Consider the following 19,022-nt stretch of genomic DNA (forward strand, 5'->3'; position numbering starts at 1 on the left):
AATTAAAATTTAGGAAATTTAAGAGGATTTGTTTCATGGAAAAGCATATATATTTTTTCTACCACATCATCTACAGAAGGTTTAGAAAAGTAATCTCCATCGCTTGCATAAGCTGGTCTGTGATTTTTTGCAGCAATTGAAATAGGCGTAGAATCTAAATATTTAAAAGCGCCTTGTTTTTCTACAATTTGTTGAAGCATAAAAGCAGTTGTACCGCCTTCTACATCTTCGTCTATTACTACTAATCTGTTTGTTTTCTTAACACTTTCTAGTATTTCATTATCAATATCAAAAGGAATTAACGATTGAATATCTATAATTTCTGCAGAAATACCAAGTTTTTCTAATTCTTCGGCAGCTTCGGTAACGATTCTCCAAGTTGAACCATAAGTTACCAAAGTAACATCTTTACCATCTTTAGTTACTTCAATTTTACCAATAGGAACTGTAAATTCACCAATATTATCTGGTTGTTTTTCTTTTAATCTATAACCATTTAAAGTTTCAACAACAATTGCCGGTTCATCACTTTGAAATAAAGTATTGTAAAAACCAGCAGCTTTAGTTAAATTTCTTGGAACTAAAACATTAATTCCTTTTACAAGATTAATAATTCCTGCCATTGGAGAACCCGAATGCCAAATTCCTTCTAATCTATGACCACGAGTTCTAACAATTAAAGGAGCTTTTTGTCCACCTTTTGTTCTGTAATGAACTGTAGCCAAATCATCACTTAAACCTTGCAAACAATATAAAATATAATCTAAATATTGAATTTCTGCAATTGGACGAAGACCACGCATTGCTAAGCCAATTCCTTGTCCTAAAATAGTAGCTTCTCTAATCCCTGTATCTGAAATTCTAACATCGCCATACTTAGCTTGTAGTCCTTCAAGACCTTGATTTACGTCTCCTATTTTACCTGCATCTTCACCAAAAACCAAAGCATCTGGATATTTTTCGAAAATTTTGTCAAAATTATTTCTGATAACTACTCTACCATCTACCATTTCAGATTGGTCTGAATAAACAGGTCTTACTTCTTTAATGTTAGAAGTTCTCCAGTTAGATTCAGAATATAAATGTGAAGAATAGTTGTTTTCTTCTTTTTCTGCTACATTTTCATAGATTTCTTTCAGTTTTTTTCTGTCGTTCGAATCTATATTTCTTGTCCAAAGCAAAGTTTTTCTTATTAAATGGAAGACATCTTTTTTTCCTAAAGAAATCACTCTTTTAAATTTGGCGATTTCGTTTTTAATTTCTGGAATCTCAACAGCTAAAGCTTCTATATATGGTAAAGCTTGATCTCGAATATCATCAATACTATTTCTATAGTCTTCCCAAGAACGTTTTTGACCGTCTTTTACTGTTTTTTTAGCTACTTTGTCTATTTCGTCTAATTCTTCCCAAGTTGCTAAAGTGTGAGTTTCTCCATCAATATCTATTGAATAATTAGAAATCCATTGTTTGAATTTTAAAAGACCATCATGTTCTGTTTCCCATTGTAATCTTTCTTCAGATTTGTATCTTTCGTGAGAACCAGATGTTGAGTGACCTTGTGGCTGAGTAACTTCTTCCACGTGTAATACAACAGGTACAGATTCTACTCTGGCAAAATGCTCTGCTCTGGCATAAGCTTCTAAAAGTGCAGGATAATCCCAAGCTTTCACTTTTATAATTTCGCAACCTTCTTTTTTCCCTTCTTTTCTTTGAAAACCTGATAACATTTCTACCATGTCTTCTTTAGCTCTTTGGTTGTATGTAGGAACAGAAATTCCATAACCGTCATCCCAAATAGAAAGAATCATTGGAACTTGCATAGCACAAGCCGCATTAAGCGTTTCCCAAAAATGACCTTCTGCTGTAGAAGCATCTCCTATTGTACCGAAAGCTATTTCATTACCATTATTGCTAAATTTTTCAGCACCTGGGAAATTGATTGATTTATAAACTTTTGAAGCGTGAGCCAAACCTAATAATCTAGGCATTTGACCAGCAGTAGGAGAAATATCCGAAGAAATATTTTTAATTTTTGTTAAATCTTTCCAAGTGCCGTCTTCATTTAAGCTTCTGGTTGCAAAATGCCCATTCATTTGTCTTCCTGCGGAAGCCGGTTCTCTTTCTACAGAAGTGTCTGCATATAATTGTGCAAAAAAACTTTCAATGGTTAAGGCACCAACTGCCATAGAAAAAGTTTGGTCTCTATAATATCCACTTCTGAAATCTCCATTTTTAAAAATTTTAGACATTGCAATTTGTGGTAACTCTTTACCATCTCCCACAATACCAAATTTTGCTTTACCAGTTAAAACTTCTCTTCTTGCTAAATAAGACATTTCTCTAGAGATTCTTCCTAGTTTATAATCGTCTAGAATTTGTTTTTTAAAATCTAAAAAGGTAACATTTTGGGTTTCAATGTAAGTTGTTTGCATAATAGATTAGCATTTTTACAAATATAAGAAATTTATGGAATTGATAAAATTATTTATTTTTTTTGAAAATTCTGTAAAAATAAAAAAGGTACAGTGAATTAACTAACACTGTACCAACACTTAATTAAATATGAATGTATGAATGTGGATTCTTTCTTTAATTAAAAATCCCTTCCGTTACCTATAGAAAGGTAACGAAAGAGAAAAACACAAATGATAACTATATTTCTACTTTTAATTAACGCCTAATTTCTTGGAGGTGGAGTCTTATCAATTTCTAATTCCTGAAAAGAACTAATTGTAACATCCGCTTCTTTAGCAACAATAGTTGAATCTGATATTATTTTACTTGTTTTACTTGTTGCTTCTTTTAAAACTGATAAAGATTTTAAATCTTCTGAATCCATCATTTCTTCTTGTTGTCTACAAGACAAAACCATTAATGATGAAAATGCTATTAATGCAAAAATTATTTTTTTCATATTATTATATTTTATTTATTTCTTAAATTTATAACGTCAAAAACAATTTTAATTTTTGTTGTTATTTGATATTGCAAAGCTATAGTGCTGAGCATTTTATTCCAAAAAAATAAACCGTTGTTTTACAAAAAATTACCGTTATTTCATAAAAAATATATGGTTTTTTAAAAAAAATAACAGTAATATTGTAAAAAAAAGCAAACATCTACATCAGGAAACCTTTATTTTTCCTTTATTAATAGAACATGAGACCAATTTTTAAAATTTTCTTCATTACTTTAATATTGCTGTTGAATATTGAAAAAATATTTGCACAAAACAGTTCAGAATTGAATTATTCTTATGAAGAAATTGAAAAAAAAATTGACGAATCTCACAATTCTGAAAAAGAAATGTGGAAATGGATAAATCTATATATTAAAAAATCAAAACTTAATAAGAATGATGAAACTCTTTTATACGCATATAGAGTTGCTAGTAATTCTTGTAATTATCCTAAAAATTTCATTTATGCTGATAGTACTTTGACTGTTGCAAAAAAATCAAATGATAATAAATTACTTAGTTATGCATTTATAAACAGAGGAAGTTTGTATATGAGTGTAGAAAAGTATAAAAAATCTTTAGACGATATCCTCATAGCAAACAGACTATCAGAGAAATCTGGTGATCAATATACCTTTAATAAAACAAAATATCTTATTGCACAAAATAAAATTTATCTTGGATTATATGAAGATGCTAACATTGAATTAAAATCATGTTTAGAATTTTTTGAAAAAAAGCTAAGTCTTGGTGATGAATTAGGGAAAAGTTATTCTATGTATTATTTATACTCTATGATGAGCTATCTTGATACCAACACAAAAATTGGAAAACAAAATGAAAATAAAGCCCTAATAGATGAAGTTTTAAAATATATCAAAAATAATAAGCTAGAGCAATATACTCCTTATTTTATATCTATACAAGGAACCGATGCTTTTTACAGAAAAGATTATAAAACAGCAATAGAAAAACTCACAAGGTCATTAACATCATATAATGACCAATGGCCCCACAATACAGATATCTATTACCTAGGTTTATCTTTTTGGCATACGGGTAGGAAAAAAGTTGCTATAAAGTATTTAGAAGAAATTGATAATGAGTACAATAAAACAAAAAAATTAAATCCTAATTTTAGAACGGCTTATGAAATTTTAATAAAATATAATGATTCTATTGGCAATACTACAAAACAATTAGAATATATTAATAAACTAATGGCTCTAGATAAGTCTTATGAAAAAAACTACAAATATTTATATACTAGAATCAATAAAGAATATGATAATCAAAAGCTTATAGATGAGAAAAATAAGATTGAAAAGTCTCTTAAAACTCAAAAAATCACCAATATCTTTTTATTCTTTGTTAGTATAGCCATTATTGGACTTATCGTACTAAGATACAAGAAATTACAAAAAACATATAAAGCAAGATTTGAAGAGATATTAGCTCAAAATCAGACCAAAAAAGTTGAACATAAAATTGATGAAGAGAAGGTTATTGCTATAAAAACAACGGATAAAAAAGCAGATGAAGAGATTTTAGAAAACAATGAAATCTCAGCAGAACAAACTTTCGATTACAATTTTTACAACAAAATACCTGGTTTAAATCCAATTTTTGTAGAAAATATTCTCAATCAACTCGAAGAATTCGAGAATGACAATAAATTCTTAGATACTCAAATTTCTCAAAGACTTTTAAGTGAAAATCTTAGTACTAATGCAACTTATTTATCAAAAATAATCAACATTTACAAAGGCAAGACATTCAATATTTACATTAATGATTTAAGATTAGATTATATTATAGAATTCCTTAAGAATGATGTGAAATATCTAAATATGGATGTAAAAGAGCTTGCCAGATTATCTGGATTTAATAATACCGAAAACTTTTCGGATAATTTCCAGAGAAAATTCAAAATTAAACCTTCTTACTTTATTAAAATGATGAAGGAAAATCTTAATTCTAATCCATAAAAAAACTCCAGTAACTCGTACTGAAGCATTTTTAAGACTTACTTTTTTTGAAGAATAGATAATTTTTAATGGTTATTTTTTACCTCTCTATTTGATTACAAAAATATCTAATCATGTTATACATTCCTATTTTCAGAACGGGGAATTTATGAGAATCAACCGGTATTTTGTAAAAAATCATGTTTTTAAATGAAAATTTCGTTTTAAATTTGTGGTAAATCAAACTAAAACCGAAAATGTTTTACAAAAATATAATTATCAACACTTTATATATTTACCTTCTTTTCATTCCTTTTAATTTAAACTTAAAAGCTCAAAATGTAGATTATGAGAAATTAAGTTTAGATGAATTAGACAATGGTGAATTTAGTTTTAATGACAAAAAAACTGGAGAAAATTTTTGTAAAATTTATATAAAAAAAGCTAAAAAAGAAAATAACATAGAGGCTCTTTTTCGAGCTTATAAAACTGCAGCTTATTACGTCTCACAATCTGAAAGTTTTAAATATATAGATAGTACAATTATTATAGCAAAAAAAATCAATAAACCTATATTTCTAGCTAATGCTTTTCTTGCAAGTTCAAATATAAAAGACATTAATTATAGTAGTTCCATAGGAATTAAAGACTTATTATTGGCTTATAAATATTCTCAAAAAACAGATGATAATTATCTAAAGAACAAAATTTTATATAATTTAGCATCACAAGACATTTATATTGGCAATTATATTGAAGCAAAAGAAAAATTATTAATTTCTAAAAAATATTTTGAAGAAAACTTTAATAGAAAAAAAACAGGAAAAGATTATCCGATGATGTTTTTTTATTCTACAGTGTTATTAATTGATGTTAATAATTCTTTAGGAAAACAATCAGAAAATTCTGATTTGTATCAAGATGCATATAAAAAAATTAAACTAAATAAAAATTTTCAAGTATATAAACCCTATTTTTTTTATTGTGAAGGAGTTGGTGCTTACAAAAATAGAAATTGTCATCTTGCAATTATTAAACTGAATGAAGCCTTAAAAAACAACAACGATTCATTTAATCATTTTGCGGAAGTTTATTATCTCGGTCTTACTTATTGGAAACTCAATCAAAAAGAAAAAGCAATTAATTATTTTTTAAAGCTTGATAAAGATTACTATAAAGAAAAGCGACAAGACCCGAAATTTAGACCAGCTTATGAACTTTTGATTCAGTATTATAAAGAGAAAGGAAATACGGAAAAACAATTAAAATACATTAATAAACTTTTGTTTCTAGACCATTCTTACGAGAAAAATTACAAATACCTTTTTGCAAAAATTAATAAAGAATATACTTCGGAGAAACTGATCCAAGAAAAAAAAGATATTGAAAACTCTCTGAATTTTCATAAAATATTTATAATTTTCATTATTATTCTTAGTTTTTCTATTGTTATTTTCATTTTTTACAGATATACTAAAATTCAAAAAAAATATAAACAAAGATTTAGAAAAATTTTAGTTGAGAAAAAGCAAAATAAACCTATAGAAAAAAATGTTTTTAAAGAAAACACTCAAACAAATCCAGCTCAAAATACCTTATTGTATAGCAAAATAGCAGGATTAAGCGCTTCTACAATAGCTTCTATACTCAATAAACTAGAGGTTTTTGAAAGTGAAAATCAATTTCTAAATCCAAAAATAACACAAAAAACACTAAGCGAAGAACTAAAAACTAATCCTTCCTATCTTTCTAAAATCATCAATGTTTATAAAGAAAAAAAATTCACTCAATATATCAATGATTTGAGGTTAGATTACATTCTTGAAAGACTAAAAACAGATGAAGATTTGCTACAAATTGATGTAAAAGAAATTGCAAACGAAGCTGGTTTTTCGAGTGCTGAGAGTTTTTCGGATAATTTCCAGAGAAAATTCCAAATTAAACCTTCTTACTTTATAAAAATGATGAAGGAAAATCTTAATTCTAATCCATAAAAAAAACTCCAGTAACTCGTACTGAAGCATTTTTAAGACTTACTTTTTTTGAAGAATAGATAATTTTTAATGGTTATTTTTTTACCTCTCTATTTGATTACAAAAGTATCTAATCATGTTATACATTCCTATTTTCAGAACGGGGAATTTATGAGAATCGACCGGTATTTTGTAAAAAATCATGTTTTTATATGAAAATTTCGTTATAAATTTGTGGTAAATCAAACTAAAACCGAAAATGTTTTACAAAAATATAATTATCAACACTTTATATATTTTCCTTTTTTTTATTTCTTTTAATTTAAGTTTAAAAGCTCAAAATGTAGATTATGAGAAATTAAGTTTAAATGAACTTGAAGAAAGTTTTGCCCAGATTCATGACAATCCTACTGGTGAAAAAGTATGCAATATATTTATTAGAAAAGCAAAAAAAGAAAATAATATTGAAGCACTGTTTAGAGCTTATAAACTTGCTGCTTTTTTTACTAAAAATCCTAAAAATATTAAATATGCAGATAGTACTTTAACTATAGCTAAAAAAATTAACAAACCTTATTTTCTTACGAATGCTTTTTTATGCAGTAGTAATATAAAAGACATAAATACTAATTCATCTGAAGGATTTAAAGATTTATTATTAGCATACAAGTACTCTCAAAAAACAGATGATAACTATCTAAAGAACAAAATTCTTTATAGTTTAGCATCACAAGAAGTTTATATTGGCAATTATATTGAAGCAAAAGAAAAATTATTAATTTCTAAAAATTATTTTTCTAAAAATTTTGACAAAAAGGAAGTTGGAAAAGATTATCCAATGATGTATTTTTATTCTGCGGTGTTATTAATTATTACTAATAATTCTTTAGAAAAACAATCTGAAAATTCTGATTTGTATCAAGATGCCTATAAAAAAATTAAACTAAATAAAAACTTTCAAGTATATAAACCCTATTATTTATCTTGTGAAGGAGTTGATGCTTACAAAAATAAAAATTATCAACTTGCCATTTCTAAATTAAACGAAGCCATTAATAACTACAACGACCAATTTAAACATTTTGCGGAAATTTATTATTTAGGTCTTACTTATTGGAAACTCAATCAAAAAGAAAAAGCAATAAATTATTTTTTTAAACTCGATAAAGATTACTACAAAGATAAAAATCAAGATCCTCAATACAGACCAGCTTATGAACTATTGATTCAGTATTATAAAGAAAAAGGAAATACGGAAAAACAATTAGAATACATTAATAAACTTTTGTTTCTAGACCGTTCTTACGAGAAAAATTACAAATACCTTTTTGCGAAAATTAACAAAGAATATACATCTGAGAAACTAATCCAAGAAAAAAATGACATTGAAAACTCTCTAAATTCCCATAAAATATTCATAATTTTCATTATTATTCTTAGTTTTTCTATTGTTAGTTTCGTTTTTTACCGATATACTAAAATTCAAAAAGAATATAAACAAAGATTTAGAGAAATTTTAGTTGAGAAAAATCAAAATAAAACTATTGAAAAAAATGTTTTTAAAGAAAACACTCAAACAAATCCAGCCCAAAATACCTTATTGTACAGCAAAATATCTGGATTAAGCGCTTCTACAATAGATTCTATACTCAATAAACTAGAGGTTTTTGAAAGTGAAAATCAATTTCTAAATCCAAAAATAACACAAAAAACACTAAGCGAAGAACTAAAAACTAATCCTTCCTATCTTTCTAAAATCATCAACGTATATAAAGAGAAAAATTTCACTCAATATATTAATGATTTGAGGTTAGATTACATTCTGGAAAGATTGAAAACAGATGAAGATTTACTACAAATTGATGTAAAAGAAATTGCAAACGAAGCTGGATTTTCGAGCGCTGAGAGTTTTTCGGATAATTTCCAAAGAAAATTCCAAATTAAACCGTCTTACTTTATTAAAATGATGAAGGAAAATCTTAAAACTTCCTCTCAATCACATAATCCAACATCAGATTTAGAGAATGTTTAGCCTCAGAATCTGGAAATTCAGCAAGAATATCTTTTGCTTTTTGTTGAAAATCTTTCATCACACCAATTGCATAATCTAAACCGCCAGATTTTTTCACAAATTCTATAAGTTCTTTTACTCGTTTTTGATCGTTGTTGTATCTTTTAATGGTGTTAAAAAAGTATTTTCTATCAATTTCTTTTGCTGTTTTTAAAGTATAAATCAACGGCAAAGTCATTTTTTGTTCTTTAATATCAATACCAACCGGTTTTCCGATTATATTTTTAGAAAGATAATCGAACAAATCGTCTTTTATTTGAAATGCAATTCCTGTATAAGTACCAAAATCTTGCATTTTTTTCGCTAATTTTTCGTCAGCTCCATTAGATAAAACTCCTATTTCGCAACAAGCAGCAATTAAAGTAGCGGTTTTCTGACGAATAATTTCGTAGTAAACATCTTCTGTAATATCTAATTTTCTTGCTTTCTCTAATTGTAAAAGTTCACCTTCAGACATTTCTCTGATGGTTCTTGCAATTACAGAAAGTAAGTCGTAATCTTGATGGTCTGTAGAAAGTAAAACAGATTTAGAAAGTAAATAATCTCCAACTAAAACAGCAATTTTATTCTTCCACAATGCATTGATTGAAAAAAAGTTTCGTCTTTTAAAACTTTCGTCCACTACATCGTCATGTACTAAAGTAGCTGTATGAATCAACTCAATCATAGAGGCTCCTCTATACGTTTTTTCATTAACCTCTCCTATTAATTTTGAAGTTAAAAAAACAAACATAGGACGCATTTGTTTTCCTTTTGTAGTTACGATAAAACGAGTAACCTTATCTAGCAAAGGAACTTTACTCTGCATAGATTCGTAAAACTTTTGTTCAAAAAGTTTCATCTCCTCGTTAATAGGCTTCTTAATTTCTTCTACGATGTTTGACACGCTCTAAATATGAATAAAAATGTTGTTAGATTAAAAATCTCACAAATATAATTATTTAAAATTACTCTCACCTTATCCTATGTTAGCAATAGAAAAATTATTTCAATTTTTCAAAAGGAATAAAGTATAAATTTTGTTTGGCAATAAAAATAAATTTGGCAAAGCTTTCGTTTGAAATGTAAATTCCATCATTATTTACGGCAATTCCTTCAACTTGTCCAACTGTAAAAGCCGAACCCAATTTATATTTTTTTGTAGGTTGATTAAAGAAAAGTTCTTCAGAATTTTTCTCAAAAATCATTAAAAATACTTTTGCTTTTTTGGTGTAACCTACTACGTAAAGCTTTCCATCAAAATAAGAAGCATCTGTAGCTACAAAACCTATATGAAATGTTTCTATCTTTTTAATTGATTGATTTTCAGTATAATCAACATCTAAAGTATAATGTGAAATATCTTTTGAAGCCCATTCTTTGGTAAAAATATGAATTTTACCATCCAGAAAAATCATAGATTCTGCATCGAAATTATGATTTAAATAAACTGGTGAAAAATCTTTTTGGTCAGAATAATTGAATTTTACCGCACTATCTTCCGGCGAAACCCTTTCAGAGTTCAAAACTCTGAAAGGGTTGGTTTTATAAATTACCAAATCTTTTCTTTTTCCGCCATTATTACCAAAATCGCCAATGTAAAGATGTTCGCCATCGTTCGTAATAGCTTCCCAATCTTTATTTAGAAAATTAGTTTGAATTTTTTTTAGAATTTTACCTGAATTTTTATCAATTTCGAAAATCTCGTTGGTATTTCCGCTATCATTGAAGGTGTAGAGTTTGTCTTTAAGAAAAGTAAGTCCGGAAGTTTCCTTCAAAGAATCTGAAAGTACGGCAATTTTATATTTTCTAAGAGGTAATTTTTCTGTTTTTTGAGAAAAAGAAAAAAGAGAAGTTAATAAAGAAAGAAAAATGAATAAATTTTTCATAAAGTCTCTATTCACCAGAATTTTTATTTGCCAATTGTCCACAGGCAGCATCAATATCTCCACCTCTACTTCTTCTCATCAAAGCAGTAATTCCTGCTTTTTCTAATTCGCGAACATATTTTTCTTCTGCTTCAACACTTCTATGGTCGAATTTTCCTTCACCAATCGGGTTGTATTGAATTAAATTCACTTTACAAGGAACTTGTTTACAATATTTAATTAGCGCTTTAATATCTTCATCACCATCGTTAATTCCTTTCCAAACGCAATATTCAAAAGTAATTCTATTGCCAGTTTTTTCGTACCAATATTGCATTGCATCCATAATTTCGGTTAAAGGAAATTTGGTAGAAAAAGGCATTATTTCGTTTCTTTTATGCTCAATTGCCGAATGAAGAGAAAGTGCTAATTTCACTTTAAGATTTTCATCAGCCAACATTTTCATCATTTTAGGAATACCAGAAGTAGAAACGGTAATTCTTCGTGGAGACATTCCCAAACCATCTTCTTCTGTAATTTTTTTGATAGCATCTACTACGTTTTTATAGTTCATCATAGGCTCTCCCATTCCCATAAAAACGATGTTAGACAAAGGTCTGGCAAAATATAATTTGCTTTGTTTATCAATAAGAGCAACTTGGTCTACAATTTCGGCAACTTCCAGATTTCTCATTCTTTTGAGTTTGGCAGTAGCACAAAATTCGCAGTTCAAACTACAACCAACCTGCGAAGAAACACAAGCTGTAGTTCTAGATTCTGTAGGGATAAGAACAGATTCTACCAACAATCCATCATGAAGTTTCACACCATTTTTGATAGTTCCATCTGTTGATTTTTGTAATAAATCTACAGAAATAGGATTAATGGTAAATTCTTTAGAAATTTTTTCTCTCAAATCTTTAGAAAGATTAGTCATTTCATCAATAGAATGTAGATTTTTACTCCACAACCAATCGTAAACTTGTTTCGCACGGAAAGGCTTTTCGCCAAGAGTAACGAAATATTCTTTGAGTTGTTCTAAAGTTAATGTTCTGATGTCTTTCATTAATTGTTAGATGATGGATGCTTGATGATGGAAGAAAAATTGGGTATTGAATTAAAAACTTCTAACACCCAACTTCCAGCTTCCAGCTTTATAGAATTAGCATTGCGTCTCCGTAAGAATAGAATTTGTATTCGTTTTTTACAGCTTCTTCGTAAGCGTGCATTACGAAATCTCTACCTGCAAAAGCAGCAATCATCATAATAAGAGTAGATTTTGGTGTGTGGAAATTTGTAATCATTGCATTAGCAACTCCAAAATCGTAAGGTGGATAGATAAATTTATTAGTCCATCCTTGGTACTCTGAAATTTTCTTATTAGAAGAAACCGAAGTTTCTAGTGCTCTCATTGTAGTAGTTCCTACAGCACAAATTCTTCTATTTTCTTCAGCTGCTTTATTGATGATATCAGCAGTTTTCAAGTCAATAATTGCTTCTTCGCACTCCATTTTATGCTTAGAAAGGTCTTCAACTTCAATAGGATTAAAGGTTCCTAAACCAACGTGAAGGGTAACTTCGGCAAAGTTAATTCCTTTAATTTCTAATCTTTTCATCAAATGTTTTGAGAAGTGTAAACCTGCAGTTGGTGCAGCTACAGCGCCTTCTACTTTTGCATAGATGGTTTGGTAACGTTCTGCATCTTCTGGTTCTACGTCTCTTTTGATGTATTTTGGAAGTGGAGTTTCGCCTAAATCATTTAATTTTTGACGGAATTCTTCGTAGCTGCCATCAAATAAAAATCTAAGCGTTCTGCCTCTAGAAGTAGTATTATCAATAACTTCAGCAACTAAAGATTCGTCTTCTGTAAAGAAAAGTTTGTTACCAATTCTTATTTTTCTAGCAGGGTCTACAAGTACGTCCCAAACTCTGGTTTCTCTATCAAGTTCTCTTAGAAGGAAAACTTCAATTTTAGCACCAGTTTTTTCTTTGTTACCATACAATCTTGCAGGAAAAACCTTGGTATTATTGAAGATAAATAAATCGTCTTCGTTAAAATAATCAATCACATCTTTGAAAAGCTTGTGCTCAATAGTTTGCGTTTTACGGTCTAAAACCATTAATCTAGCTTCGTCTCTGTGTTCTGATGGATGTTCTGCCAAAAGGTGATCTGGCAAGTGAAAGTTAAAATCGGATGTTTTCATTTAATAAAATTTACGGATTTTATTGTTAGTAAAATTGCGGTTGCAAATATACGATATGAAAACAGGGGTTGTCAAGTGTTTTGCGAAAGTTTTTTAAGAAATGAAGAATTAGAGCCATTAAATTACAGATAATCAATGATTATTTTCCAAGAAAAAAGCTTTTCTTCATATTTCATACTTGCATTTGCAGGACTTGTAGAAGGCAGAACAAAAATAGGCAAATAAAAATCTTTTCCTAAAATTTTCTGCAAATTTTTATAAGATTTTTGTCCGTTACAGAAAATAGCTTTCACATTGGGAAAATCTTGGAGTAAATCTTCTATTTTATTGGCTTCTTCATTTCGAATTTCAGAATCTAAACTTCCTTTTCTCTCGCAAGTATCTATTACGTCCCAAAGTGCAATATGATGTTTCTGTAAAATTTTAATTCTTTCTTGATAGTTTAAAGAAAATTCTTCATCAAAAATTTCACAAATTATTTTCCAAAATTTGTTTTGAGGATGAGCATAATATTGTTGCATTTCTAGTGATTTAATCCCAGGTATAGAACCTAAAATCAAAATTTTAGACTCACTATTGATGATGGGTAGAAATGAAGAAATTTTTTGCATTTTCAAATTTATTCAATTTTATTTTTTACGGAAATATTAAGTTTCGAAATAATCCTTTAATTTATTTTGAAATTTAAAAATAAAAATAGATTTTTGTAGAAATAAACTACTTTTTCATGAGTAAATATTCTGTTTTTACTAATTTTTTCACAATCACCCCCTCTAAAAGAAGTTGGCACATCCCATTTTTAGCAGGTCTTGCCGTAGGAATACCTTTGATTGTTGGTTACTTTCTTGGAGATATAAAACCCGCATTAGTTGGGAGTTTGGCAGGGCTCACTATTTTATACACTCCGAATAATAAAAATAGAATAGAAACCATGACGGAGATGTTTGTGCTATCTTTCGGGATGATTTTCTCTTACATTTTGGGAATAATTCTCAGTTTCAACGATTTTTGGGGTTCTATTGGATTTGGCATATTTTCTATAATAGCTTATTATATTGTTAAGTATTATTCCCTTCGTCCACCAGGAAGTTTTTTCTTTATTATGATAGCTTCTATGGCGATTGCACTTCCCCATCCAATAGAAAAAATACCTTTTCAGATTGGGATTTTCACGCTAGGCACTTTTAATGTTTGTTTCTTAGTATTGCTTTATACTTTTTTTATCAGAAGAAAAGATATTTCTAAAGAGATAAAAATTTCGACAACCATTAATCATTATACCAATTTCAAGGAAGCATTAATTATTGGCATTGCTATGGCTTTGTCTATTGCTACTGGTAAATTTTTCAAACTAGAATATCCTTATTGGATTCCTATTTCTTGTCTTGCCGTTTTACAAGGTGTTAATGTAGGACATATTTGGCAAAGAGGAATTCATAGAGTTTTAGGAACATTAATAGGATTAGGTATTGCTTGGGTAGTTTTTAGTTACGTTACAACTCCATTAGGAATTTGTATTAGCATAATTATTTTGCAAATAATAGTAGAATTGCTCATTACTCGTCATTATGGTTTGGCGGTAATTTTCCTTACACCAATGGGAATTTTATTAGCAGAAACAGGAAGTCCTATTTCACTAGAACCCACACAATTAATTATAATGAGATTAACGGAAATCATTATTGGAAGCTTATTAGGAGCCGTTTGTGGATGGTTTTTATACAACGAAAAAGTACATCAAAAAACCATAAAACATCTTAATAAGTCTAGAAAAATTTTGAAAATAAACAGATAGAATTAAAAAAGCGATAAATGATTAGTTTATCGCTTTTTTACATTTATATGTATCGTTTTATTACAAAGTCTCCTTCAACCATTCGAAGAATTCTCTTTGCCAAACCAAACCGTTCTGAGGATGCAAAACCCAGTGATTTTCGTTCGGGAAATAAAGGAATTTGGATTTCAAACCTTTTAATTTGGCTGCTTGAAAAGCTTCCTGACCTTGTTCGTAAGGTACACGGAAATCTATTCCACCTTGAATTACCATAATTGGCTTATTCCATTTATCTACAAAATTACTTGGATTGAATTCGGTATAAGCTTTTGGCTGAGGATTTTGCCAATAATTACCACCTAAATCCCAATTGGCAAACCATAATTCTTCGGTGGTTCCGTACCAAGATTTCATGTCAAATAAACCATCATGAGCGATAAATGTTTTGAATCTATTCTCGTGAATTCCAGCTAACATAAAAACGCTGTAACCACCATAACTAGCTCCTACAGCTCCCATTCTGTCTCCATCTACATAAGGTAAAGTTTTAGCAAAATCTGCTGCAGCAAGATAATCTCTCATCGGTTGTCCTCCCCAATCTTTAGAAATATCTTCGTTCCATTTTGTTCCCCAACCTGGCATTCCTCGTCTGTTTGGAGCTACTACAATGTAACCATTCGCTGCCATAAGAGCAAAATTCCAACGAGTAGAGAAAAATTGCGTCAATGCAGATTGTGGACCACCTTGACAGTATAAAAGTGTTGGATATTTTTTATTTGGGTCGAAATTTGGCGGATAATGAAACCATACTCCCATTTCTTTTCCATCGGTAGTTTTCACCATTTTTAATTCTGATTTCCCAGGAGTAATATTGGCATAATTTTCTTTATTTACCGCGGTTACTTGAAGCATCATTCCGTCTTTCAGATTCAATTTGAATAAATCTGCACTATGATTAATATCCGTTCTGGTAACGTAGGCAAAATCATTTTCTAAAGCTATAATTTCGTTTACATCAAAAGCTCCATCTGAAATTTGTTTTACTTTAGCATCTTTAGGATTTAACGAGAAAAACTGCTTGGTTCCTCTTTTGGCTGTAGTAAAATAAATCATTTTAGAATCTTTGCTCCAAGTAATATCTCCAGCAACGCTTTCGTCCCAATCTTTGGTAAGATTAGTTTTCTTTTTAGATGCCCAATCCATAATAACAACATCATTTTTATCTGCTTCATAGCCATCTCTAGCCATAGATTGCCAAAGAAGAGATTTTCCGTCTGGCGAAAACTTAGGATTTACATCATAACCCATCATTCCTTCTGTTAGATTTTCTGTTTTACCAGAAGCTAAATCGAATGCGTAAATATCTGTATTAGTACTTGTTGCATATTCTTTTCCAGATTTTTTCTTGCAAACATATAGCAGTTTAGAAGAATCTGGACTCCAAATAAAATCTTCGCTTCCTCCGCTTGGTTTTTGTGGCGAATCAAATTTTTGTCCTAGTAATACATCTTGAGCTTTAGCCACATCTTCTGAAACATTTGCTACAAAAACGTGATTGTATTTCCCTTCGTTCCAAGCGTCCCAATGTCTGTGATTGAGGTCTGTATAAATTTGCGCAGTAGAATTGGGAACATCAGCATATTTATCTTTTCCTAATAATTTTTCTACTTGAACTGCTTTACTGAAAGCTACTTTTTTACCATCAGGAGAAATCACAATATTGTCTGCATCGCCAATGGTATAAAATTCTGACCAAGACAAACCGTTGTCTTTAGAAATATAAATTTTATCTCCTTCAGAGGCATAAACTCCATTTTTATCCCATTGGAAAATAGATTTTTTACCCAATAAATCCATTTTAAGGATTTGATTTTTCTCAAAATTGAGATAAAAATTTTGTCTGTTGGTTTTCTCTGTTTTAAGGTCAACTTTTCCCACAGAATATAAAATTCCTGCGTGCGATGGTTCTACAGCAGTAACCGAAAATTTATTGAGTGTCCAAAGAATTTCTGGCGTCATTACTTGTTGTGCTTTCATAAGGAAAGGCGCTGCTAGAGCGATAATTGTATGTTTTAATTTCATTTTTAAAGAATGATTTATGAAGGAGTAAATTTATTGATAATTTTCTTTTCCACTTGTCTAAAGCGAAGAAAATTTGTTCATAATCTTTTCAATAGTATTGATATTTCTGCTTGTGAATTTATCTTTTAGTGATTTTTTGCCCAAAATTTTACCAAAATTACTGTCTAAAGTATTTCCTTTTGGGATTTTCCAATAGAAGTTTTGATTTACAATTTTTACTTCTTCGTTCTCTTGATGATTTACTTTTTTGAATTCTTCTAGCAAAATATTTTCGTCTCCATTTTCACAGATAAAGCTATAAATGTGCAAATTTTCTGCTTTTTGAAATGGAGAATTTTCAAAAATGTCCTTTACATGAGCATCTGTTTTTAAAAACAAAAACGCTTCATAATCAAAATGTTCTGAAAGTGCTTTTTCTAATATTTTTCTTAATTCTATAGGATTTTCTTCACTTTCGAATAAAATATTTCCTGTAGCTAAAACGCTGGAAACTTTTATTAATCCTTGCTTTTTAAAAACTTCTACTACATCTGCCATTTTCATAGCAGTTCCTTTTACGTTTACACCACGAAGAAAAGCACAATATTTCATAAACTTAGATTTAGGTTAAGGTTAAGACTGAGGATTTATTTCTTTTCGTAGAGGTTATAATCTGTACCCGAAGGTTTTAGTTTGTAGATTTTTTCAAGAATTTTATTGTCAGATTTTAGATAATTTTTAATCCTGAATTCTTTCAAAAGTTTGTAATTTTTTTGATAGAAAACAGAATCTTTTCCTTTGAATAAATCTTTTGGAGCCAAAAGATACTTTGGTTTCCTATGTTCTGCGGTGTTTCGCCAATAATTTGGCTTGTCTTTTTTAATTTCTTTCTGAATTTCTTTATCTACCAAACCCACTTCATCTATCGCTTTTAAGCCGGAAAAATAAGGAATATAACCCGCAGGTTCTAACAAAATATATTGATTTTTGTCTTTTTCGTAGTCTTTTAAGAACAAGCCAATGCTTCTTCTGTAATTCCATTCTCCGTTTCCTGTTGCGATAGAATGTATCGTTTGAAATGCCATCATTGGTAAAATATAGAAGATTATCAACAACGAAATCCACAGCATTTTCTGCGTTTTTTGCTCTAAAACAAATACCAAGACTACCGAAAAAAGCAATATCTGAGGAACCCAATAATACCAATCGAAATAACTTCTTTGAGAGATGAAAACCAATTGCTTAGCCCAACCAAAAAGGAAAATTATCCACAAAAAATAGTTTCTTTCTTTAGATTTTGAGACCAAATAAATGAAACAAACCATCTCAAAAATGAGTAATAAAATGGTAAAAGGATTAAAATCTCCCGGAAGTTTCAGCATTCCCCAATAGTTGCCATAATTCACTAGAAAATATTTCCATTGAAGACTAAAATTCATATTTTTGGCATAAGTAGCACTTTTGGCAACAATGGTATTATTCACCAATTCGCCGAAATAAAACCAATTGAAACTTACCACAGAAATAATTCCTAAAACGCCTCCCAAAACAAAAAACCAATTGATTTTTCTGTTATAAAAAACATCTACCAAACCAACAATTCCTAAGAAAATAACGGTATCAATTCTGGTAAAAAGTATTAAAATAGGAAAAATTATTTGAGCCCAAATTTTCTTTTCTTTCAATCCAAAATATAAAAAAGCCATTTCGAGAAAGAAGAGAATTCCGTATTCCATACCAAGAATTGAAATTTTAATAGAAGGTGGCAAAATTCCAAACAAAAAAATGAAAATTGCCTGATGAACAGGATTTTTAAGAATTAATTTAGACAAAAAATAACTCCCAAACGTAAATAATATAGAATTGAAAATGAGCAAAGGATAAATGAAATGTTCTTTGCCAAAAATCAAATTAAAAAAATAAGAAACAAAAACGTACAAATGCGTGGTAGAAGCCGAAATTTTGGTAGCTCCATTAAAACCAATTACACCATAATCTAAAAGGTTTTGGGCAACTCTCCACGTGATAAAAGCATCTTCCTGAATGTGATGCGTTAATAAAAAAAAGAGTTTTACCAAAATGGTAATTACTACAAAATATAAAGGTAATTTTCTATATTTTTCGGTGATTTCGGGCATTGTGTTTTTGTTATAATCTATGCAAATA

The 19,022-nt window shown here is 29.2% G+C and carries 14 protein-coding genes; 4 read left to right on the plus strand and 10 right to left on the minus strand.

What is annotated here, in order from left to right:
* Positions 1–2: 2 nt before the first annotated feature.
* Positions 3–2,432 carry a thiamine pyrophosphate-dependent enzyme gene (locus tag QM746_RS10330; protein ID WP_414984149.1) on the minus strand — a complete coding sequence of 810 codons (2,430 nt, stop codon included), beginning with the start codon at positions 2,430–2,432 and terminating at the stop codon, positions 3–5.
* Positions 2,433–2,677: 245 nt separating this feature from the next.
* A complete protein-coding gene (locus QM746_RS10335; RefSeq protein ID WP_414984150.1) occupies positions 2,678–2,914 on the minus strand; it encodes a hypothetical protein in 237 nt (78 codons plus the stop codon).
* A 245-nt stretch (positions 2,915–3,159) separates the two neighbouring features.
* Here QM746_RS10335 and QM746_RS10340 point away from each other — a divergent pair, with 245 nt between their 5' ends.
* The 3 genes from QM746_RS10340 to QM746_RS10350 all read left to right on the plus strand — a co-directional run bounded on the left by QM746_RS10340 (position 3,160) and on the right by QM746_RS10350 (position 8,931).
* Positions 3,160–4,947, plus strand: a complete 1,788-nt coding sequence (locus tag QM746_RS10340; protein ID WP_414984151.1) for a helix-turn-helix domain-containing protein — start codon at positions 3,160–3,162, stop codon at positions 4,945–4,947.
* Positions 4,948–5,183: 236 nt separating this feature from the next.
* Complete coding sequence (locus QM746_RS10345; RefSeq protein WP_414984152.1) at positions 5,184–6,920, plus strand: helix-turn-helix domain-containing protein; 1,737 nt, start codon at positions 5,184–5,186, stop codon at positions 6,918–6,920.
* Positions 6,921–7,158: 238 nt separating this feature from the next.
* Positions 7,159–8,931 carry a helix-turn-helix domain-containing protein gene (locus QM746_RS10350; RefSeq protein ID WP_414984153.1) on the plus strand — a complete coding sequence of 591 codons (1,773 nt, stop codon included), beginning with the start codon at positions 7,159–7,161 and terminating at the stop codon, positions 8,929–8,931.
* Here the strand turns inward: QM746_RS10350 and QM746_RS10355 are convergent.
* The 5 genes from QM746_RS10355 to QM746_RS10375 form a co-directional block, all read right to left on the minus strand.
* The gene (locus QM746_RS10355) at positions 8,879–9,856 is read right to left on the minus strand and encodes a polyprenyl synthetase family protein (RefSeq protein WP_374361573.1); all 978 of its coding nucleotides are present in this window, start codon (positions 9,854–9,856) and stop codon (positions 8,879–8,881) included. The genes QM746_RS10350 and QM746_RS10355 overlap by 53 nt on opposite strands.
* 97 nt (positions 9,857–9,953) lie before the next feature.
* Positions 9,954–10,838, minus strand: a complete 885-nt coding sequence (locus tag QM746_RS10360) for a hypothetical protein (protein ID WP_414984154.1) — start codon at positions 10,836–10,838, stop codon at positions 9,954–9,956.
* Between the two features lie 7 nt (positions 10,839–10,845).
* Positions 10,846–11,883 carry a 23S rRNA (adenine(2503)-C(2))-methyltransferase RlmN gene (gene rlmN, locus QM746_RS10365; protein ID WP_414984155.1) on the minus strand — a complete coding sequence of 346 codons (1,038 nt, stop codon included), beginning with the start codon at positions 11,881–11,883 and terminating at the stop codon, positions 10,846–10,848.
* Positions 11,884–11,971: 88 nt separating this feature from the next.
* A complete protein-coding gene (queA, locus tag QM746_RS10370) occupies positions 11,972–13,021 on the minus strand; it encodes a tRNA preQ1(34) S-adenosylmethionine ribosyltransferase-isomerase QueA (protein WP_414984156.1) in 1,050 nt (349 codons plus the stop codon).
* A 122-nt stretch (positions 13,022–13,143) separates the two neighbouring features.
* Positions 13,144–13,632, minus strand: coding sequence for a DNA-deoxyinosine glycosylase (locus QM746_RS10375; protein WP_414984157.1), 489 nt, complete (start codon positions 13,630–13,632; stop codon positions 13,144–13,146).
* A 116-nt stretch (positions 13,633–13,748) separates the two neighbouring features.
* Here QM746_RS10375 and QM746_RS10380 point away from each other — a divergent pair, with 116 nt between their 5' ends.
* Positions 13,749–14,816, plus strand: coding sequence for an FUSC family protein (locus tag QM746_RS10380; RefSeq protein ID WP_414984158.1), 1,068 nt, complete (start codon positions 13,749–13,751; stop codon positions 14,814–14,816).
* A gap of 60 nt (positions 14,817–14,876) precedes the next feature.
* On the opposite strand, the gene QM746_RS10385 is transcribed toward QM746_RS10380, so the two are convergent.
* From QM746_RS10385 to QM746_RS10395, 3 genes are read right to left on the minus strand one after another with little or no spacing between them, the layout of a single operon-like run.
* Positions 14,877–16,877 carry a prolyl oligopeptidase family serine peptidase gene (locus QM746_RS10385; RefSeq protein ID WP_414984159.1) on the minus strand — a complete coding sequence of 667 codons (2,001 nt, stop codon included), beginning with the start codon at positions 16,875–16,877 and terminating at the stop codon, positions 14,877–14,879.
* Positions 16,878–16,934: 57 nt separating this feature from the next.
* The gene (locus QM746_RS10390; protein ID WP_414984160.1) at positions 16,935–17,468 is read right to left on the minus strand and encodes a DUF1697 domain-containing protein; all 534 of its coding nucleotides are present in this window, start codon (positions 17,466–17,468) and stop codon (positions 16,935–16,937) included.
* Positions 17,469–17,503: 35 nt separating this feature from the next.
* A complete protein-coding gene (locus tag QM746_RS10395; RefSeq protein WP_414984161.1) occupies positions 17,504–18,994 on the minus strand; it encodes a hypothetical protein in 1,491 nt (496 codons plus the stop codon).
* Between the last annotated feature and the right edge of the window lie 28 nt (positions 18,995–19,022).

Source organism: Cloacibacterium sp. (assembly GCF_047601505.1).
GTDB lineage: Bacteria > Bacteroidota > Bacteroidia > Flavobacteriales > Weeksellaceae > Cloacibacterium.

Bases quoted from the DNA above. Each gene is read 5' to 3' on its own strand.
- QM746_RS10340 (WP_414984151.1), top strand. From the start codon at position 3,160: ATGAGACCAATTTTTAAAATTTTCTTCATTACTTTAATATTGCTGTTG.
- QM746_RS10390 (WP_414984160.1), bottom strand. From the start codon at position 17,468: ATGAAATATTGTGCTTTTCTTCGTGGTGTAAACGTAAAAGGAACTGCT.
- QM746_RS10335 (WP_414984150.1), bottom strand. From the start codon at position 2,914: ATGAAAAAAATAATTTTTGCATTAATAGCATTTTCATCATTAATGGTT.
- rlmN (WP_414984155.1), bottom strand. From the start codon at position 11,883: ATGAAAGACATCAGAACATTAACTTTAGAACAACTCAAAGAATATTTC.
- QM746_RS10345 (WP_414984152.1), top strand. From the start codon at position 5,184: ATGTTTTACAAAAATATAATTATCAACACTTTATATATTTACCTTCTT.
- QM746_RS10360 (WP_414984154.1), bottom strand. From the start codon at position 10,838: ATGAAAAATTTATTCATTTTTCTTTCTTTATTAACTTCTCTTTTTTCT.
- queA (WP_414984156.1), bottom strand. From the start codon at position 13,021: ATGAAAACATCCGATTTTAACTTTCACTTGCCAGATCACCTTTTGGCA.
- QM746_RS10395 (WP_414984161.1), bottom strand. From the start codon at position 18,994: ATGCCCGAAATCACCGAAAAATATAGAAAATTACCTTTATATTTTGTA.
- QM746_RS10330 (WP_414984149.1), bottom strand. From the start codon at position 2,432: ATGCAAACAACTTACATTGAAACCCAAAATGTTACCTTTTTAGATTTT.
- QM746_RS10350 (WP_414984153.1), top strand. From the start codon at position 7,159: ATGTTTTACAAAAATATAATTATCAACACTTTATATATTTTCCTTTTT.
- QM746_RS10385 (WP_414984159.1), bottom strand. From the start codon at position 16,877: ATGAAATTAAAACATACAATTATCGCTCTAGCAGCGCCTTTCCTTATG.
- QM746_RS10375 (WP_414984157.1), bottom strand. From the start codon at position 13,632: ATGCAAAAAATTTCTTCATTTCTACCCATCATCAATAGTGAGTCTAAA.
- QM746_RS10380 (WP_414984158.1), top strand. From the start codon at position 13,749: ATGAGTAAATATTCTGTTTTTACTAATTTTTTCACAATCACCCCCTCT.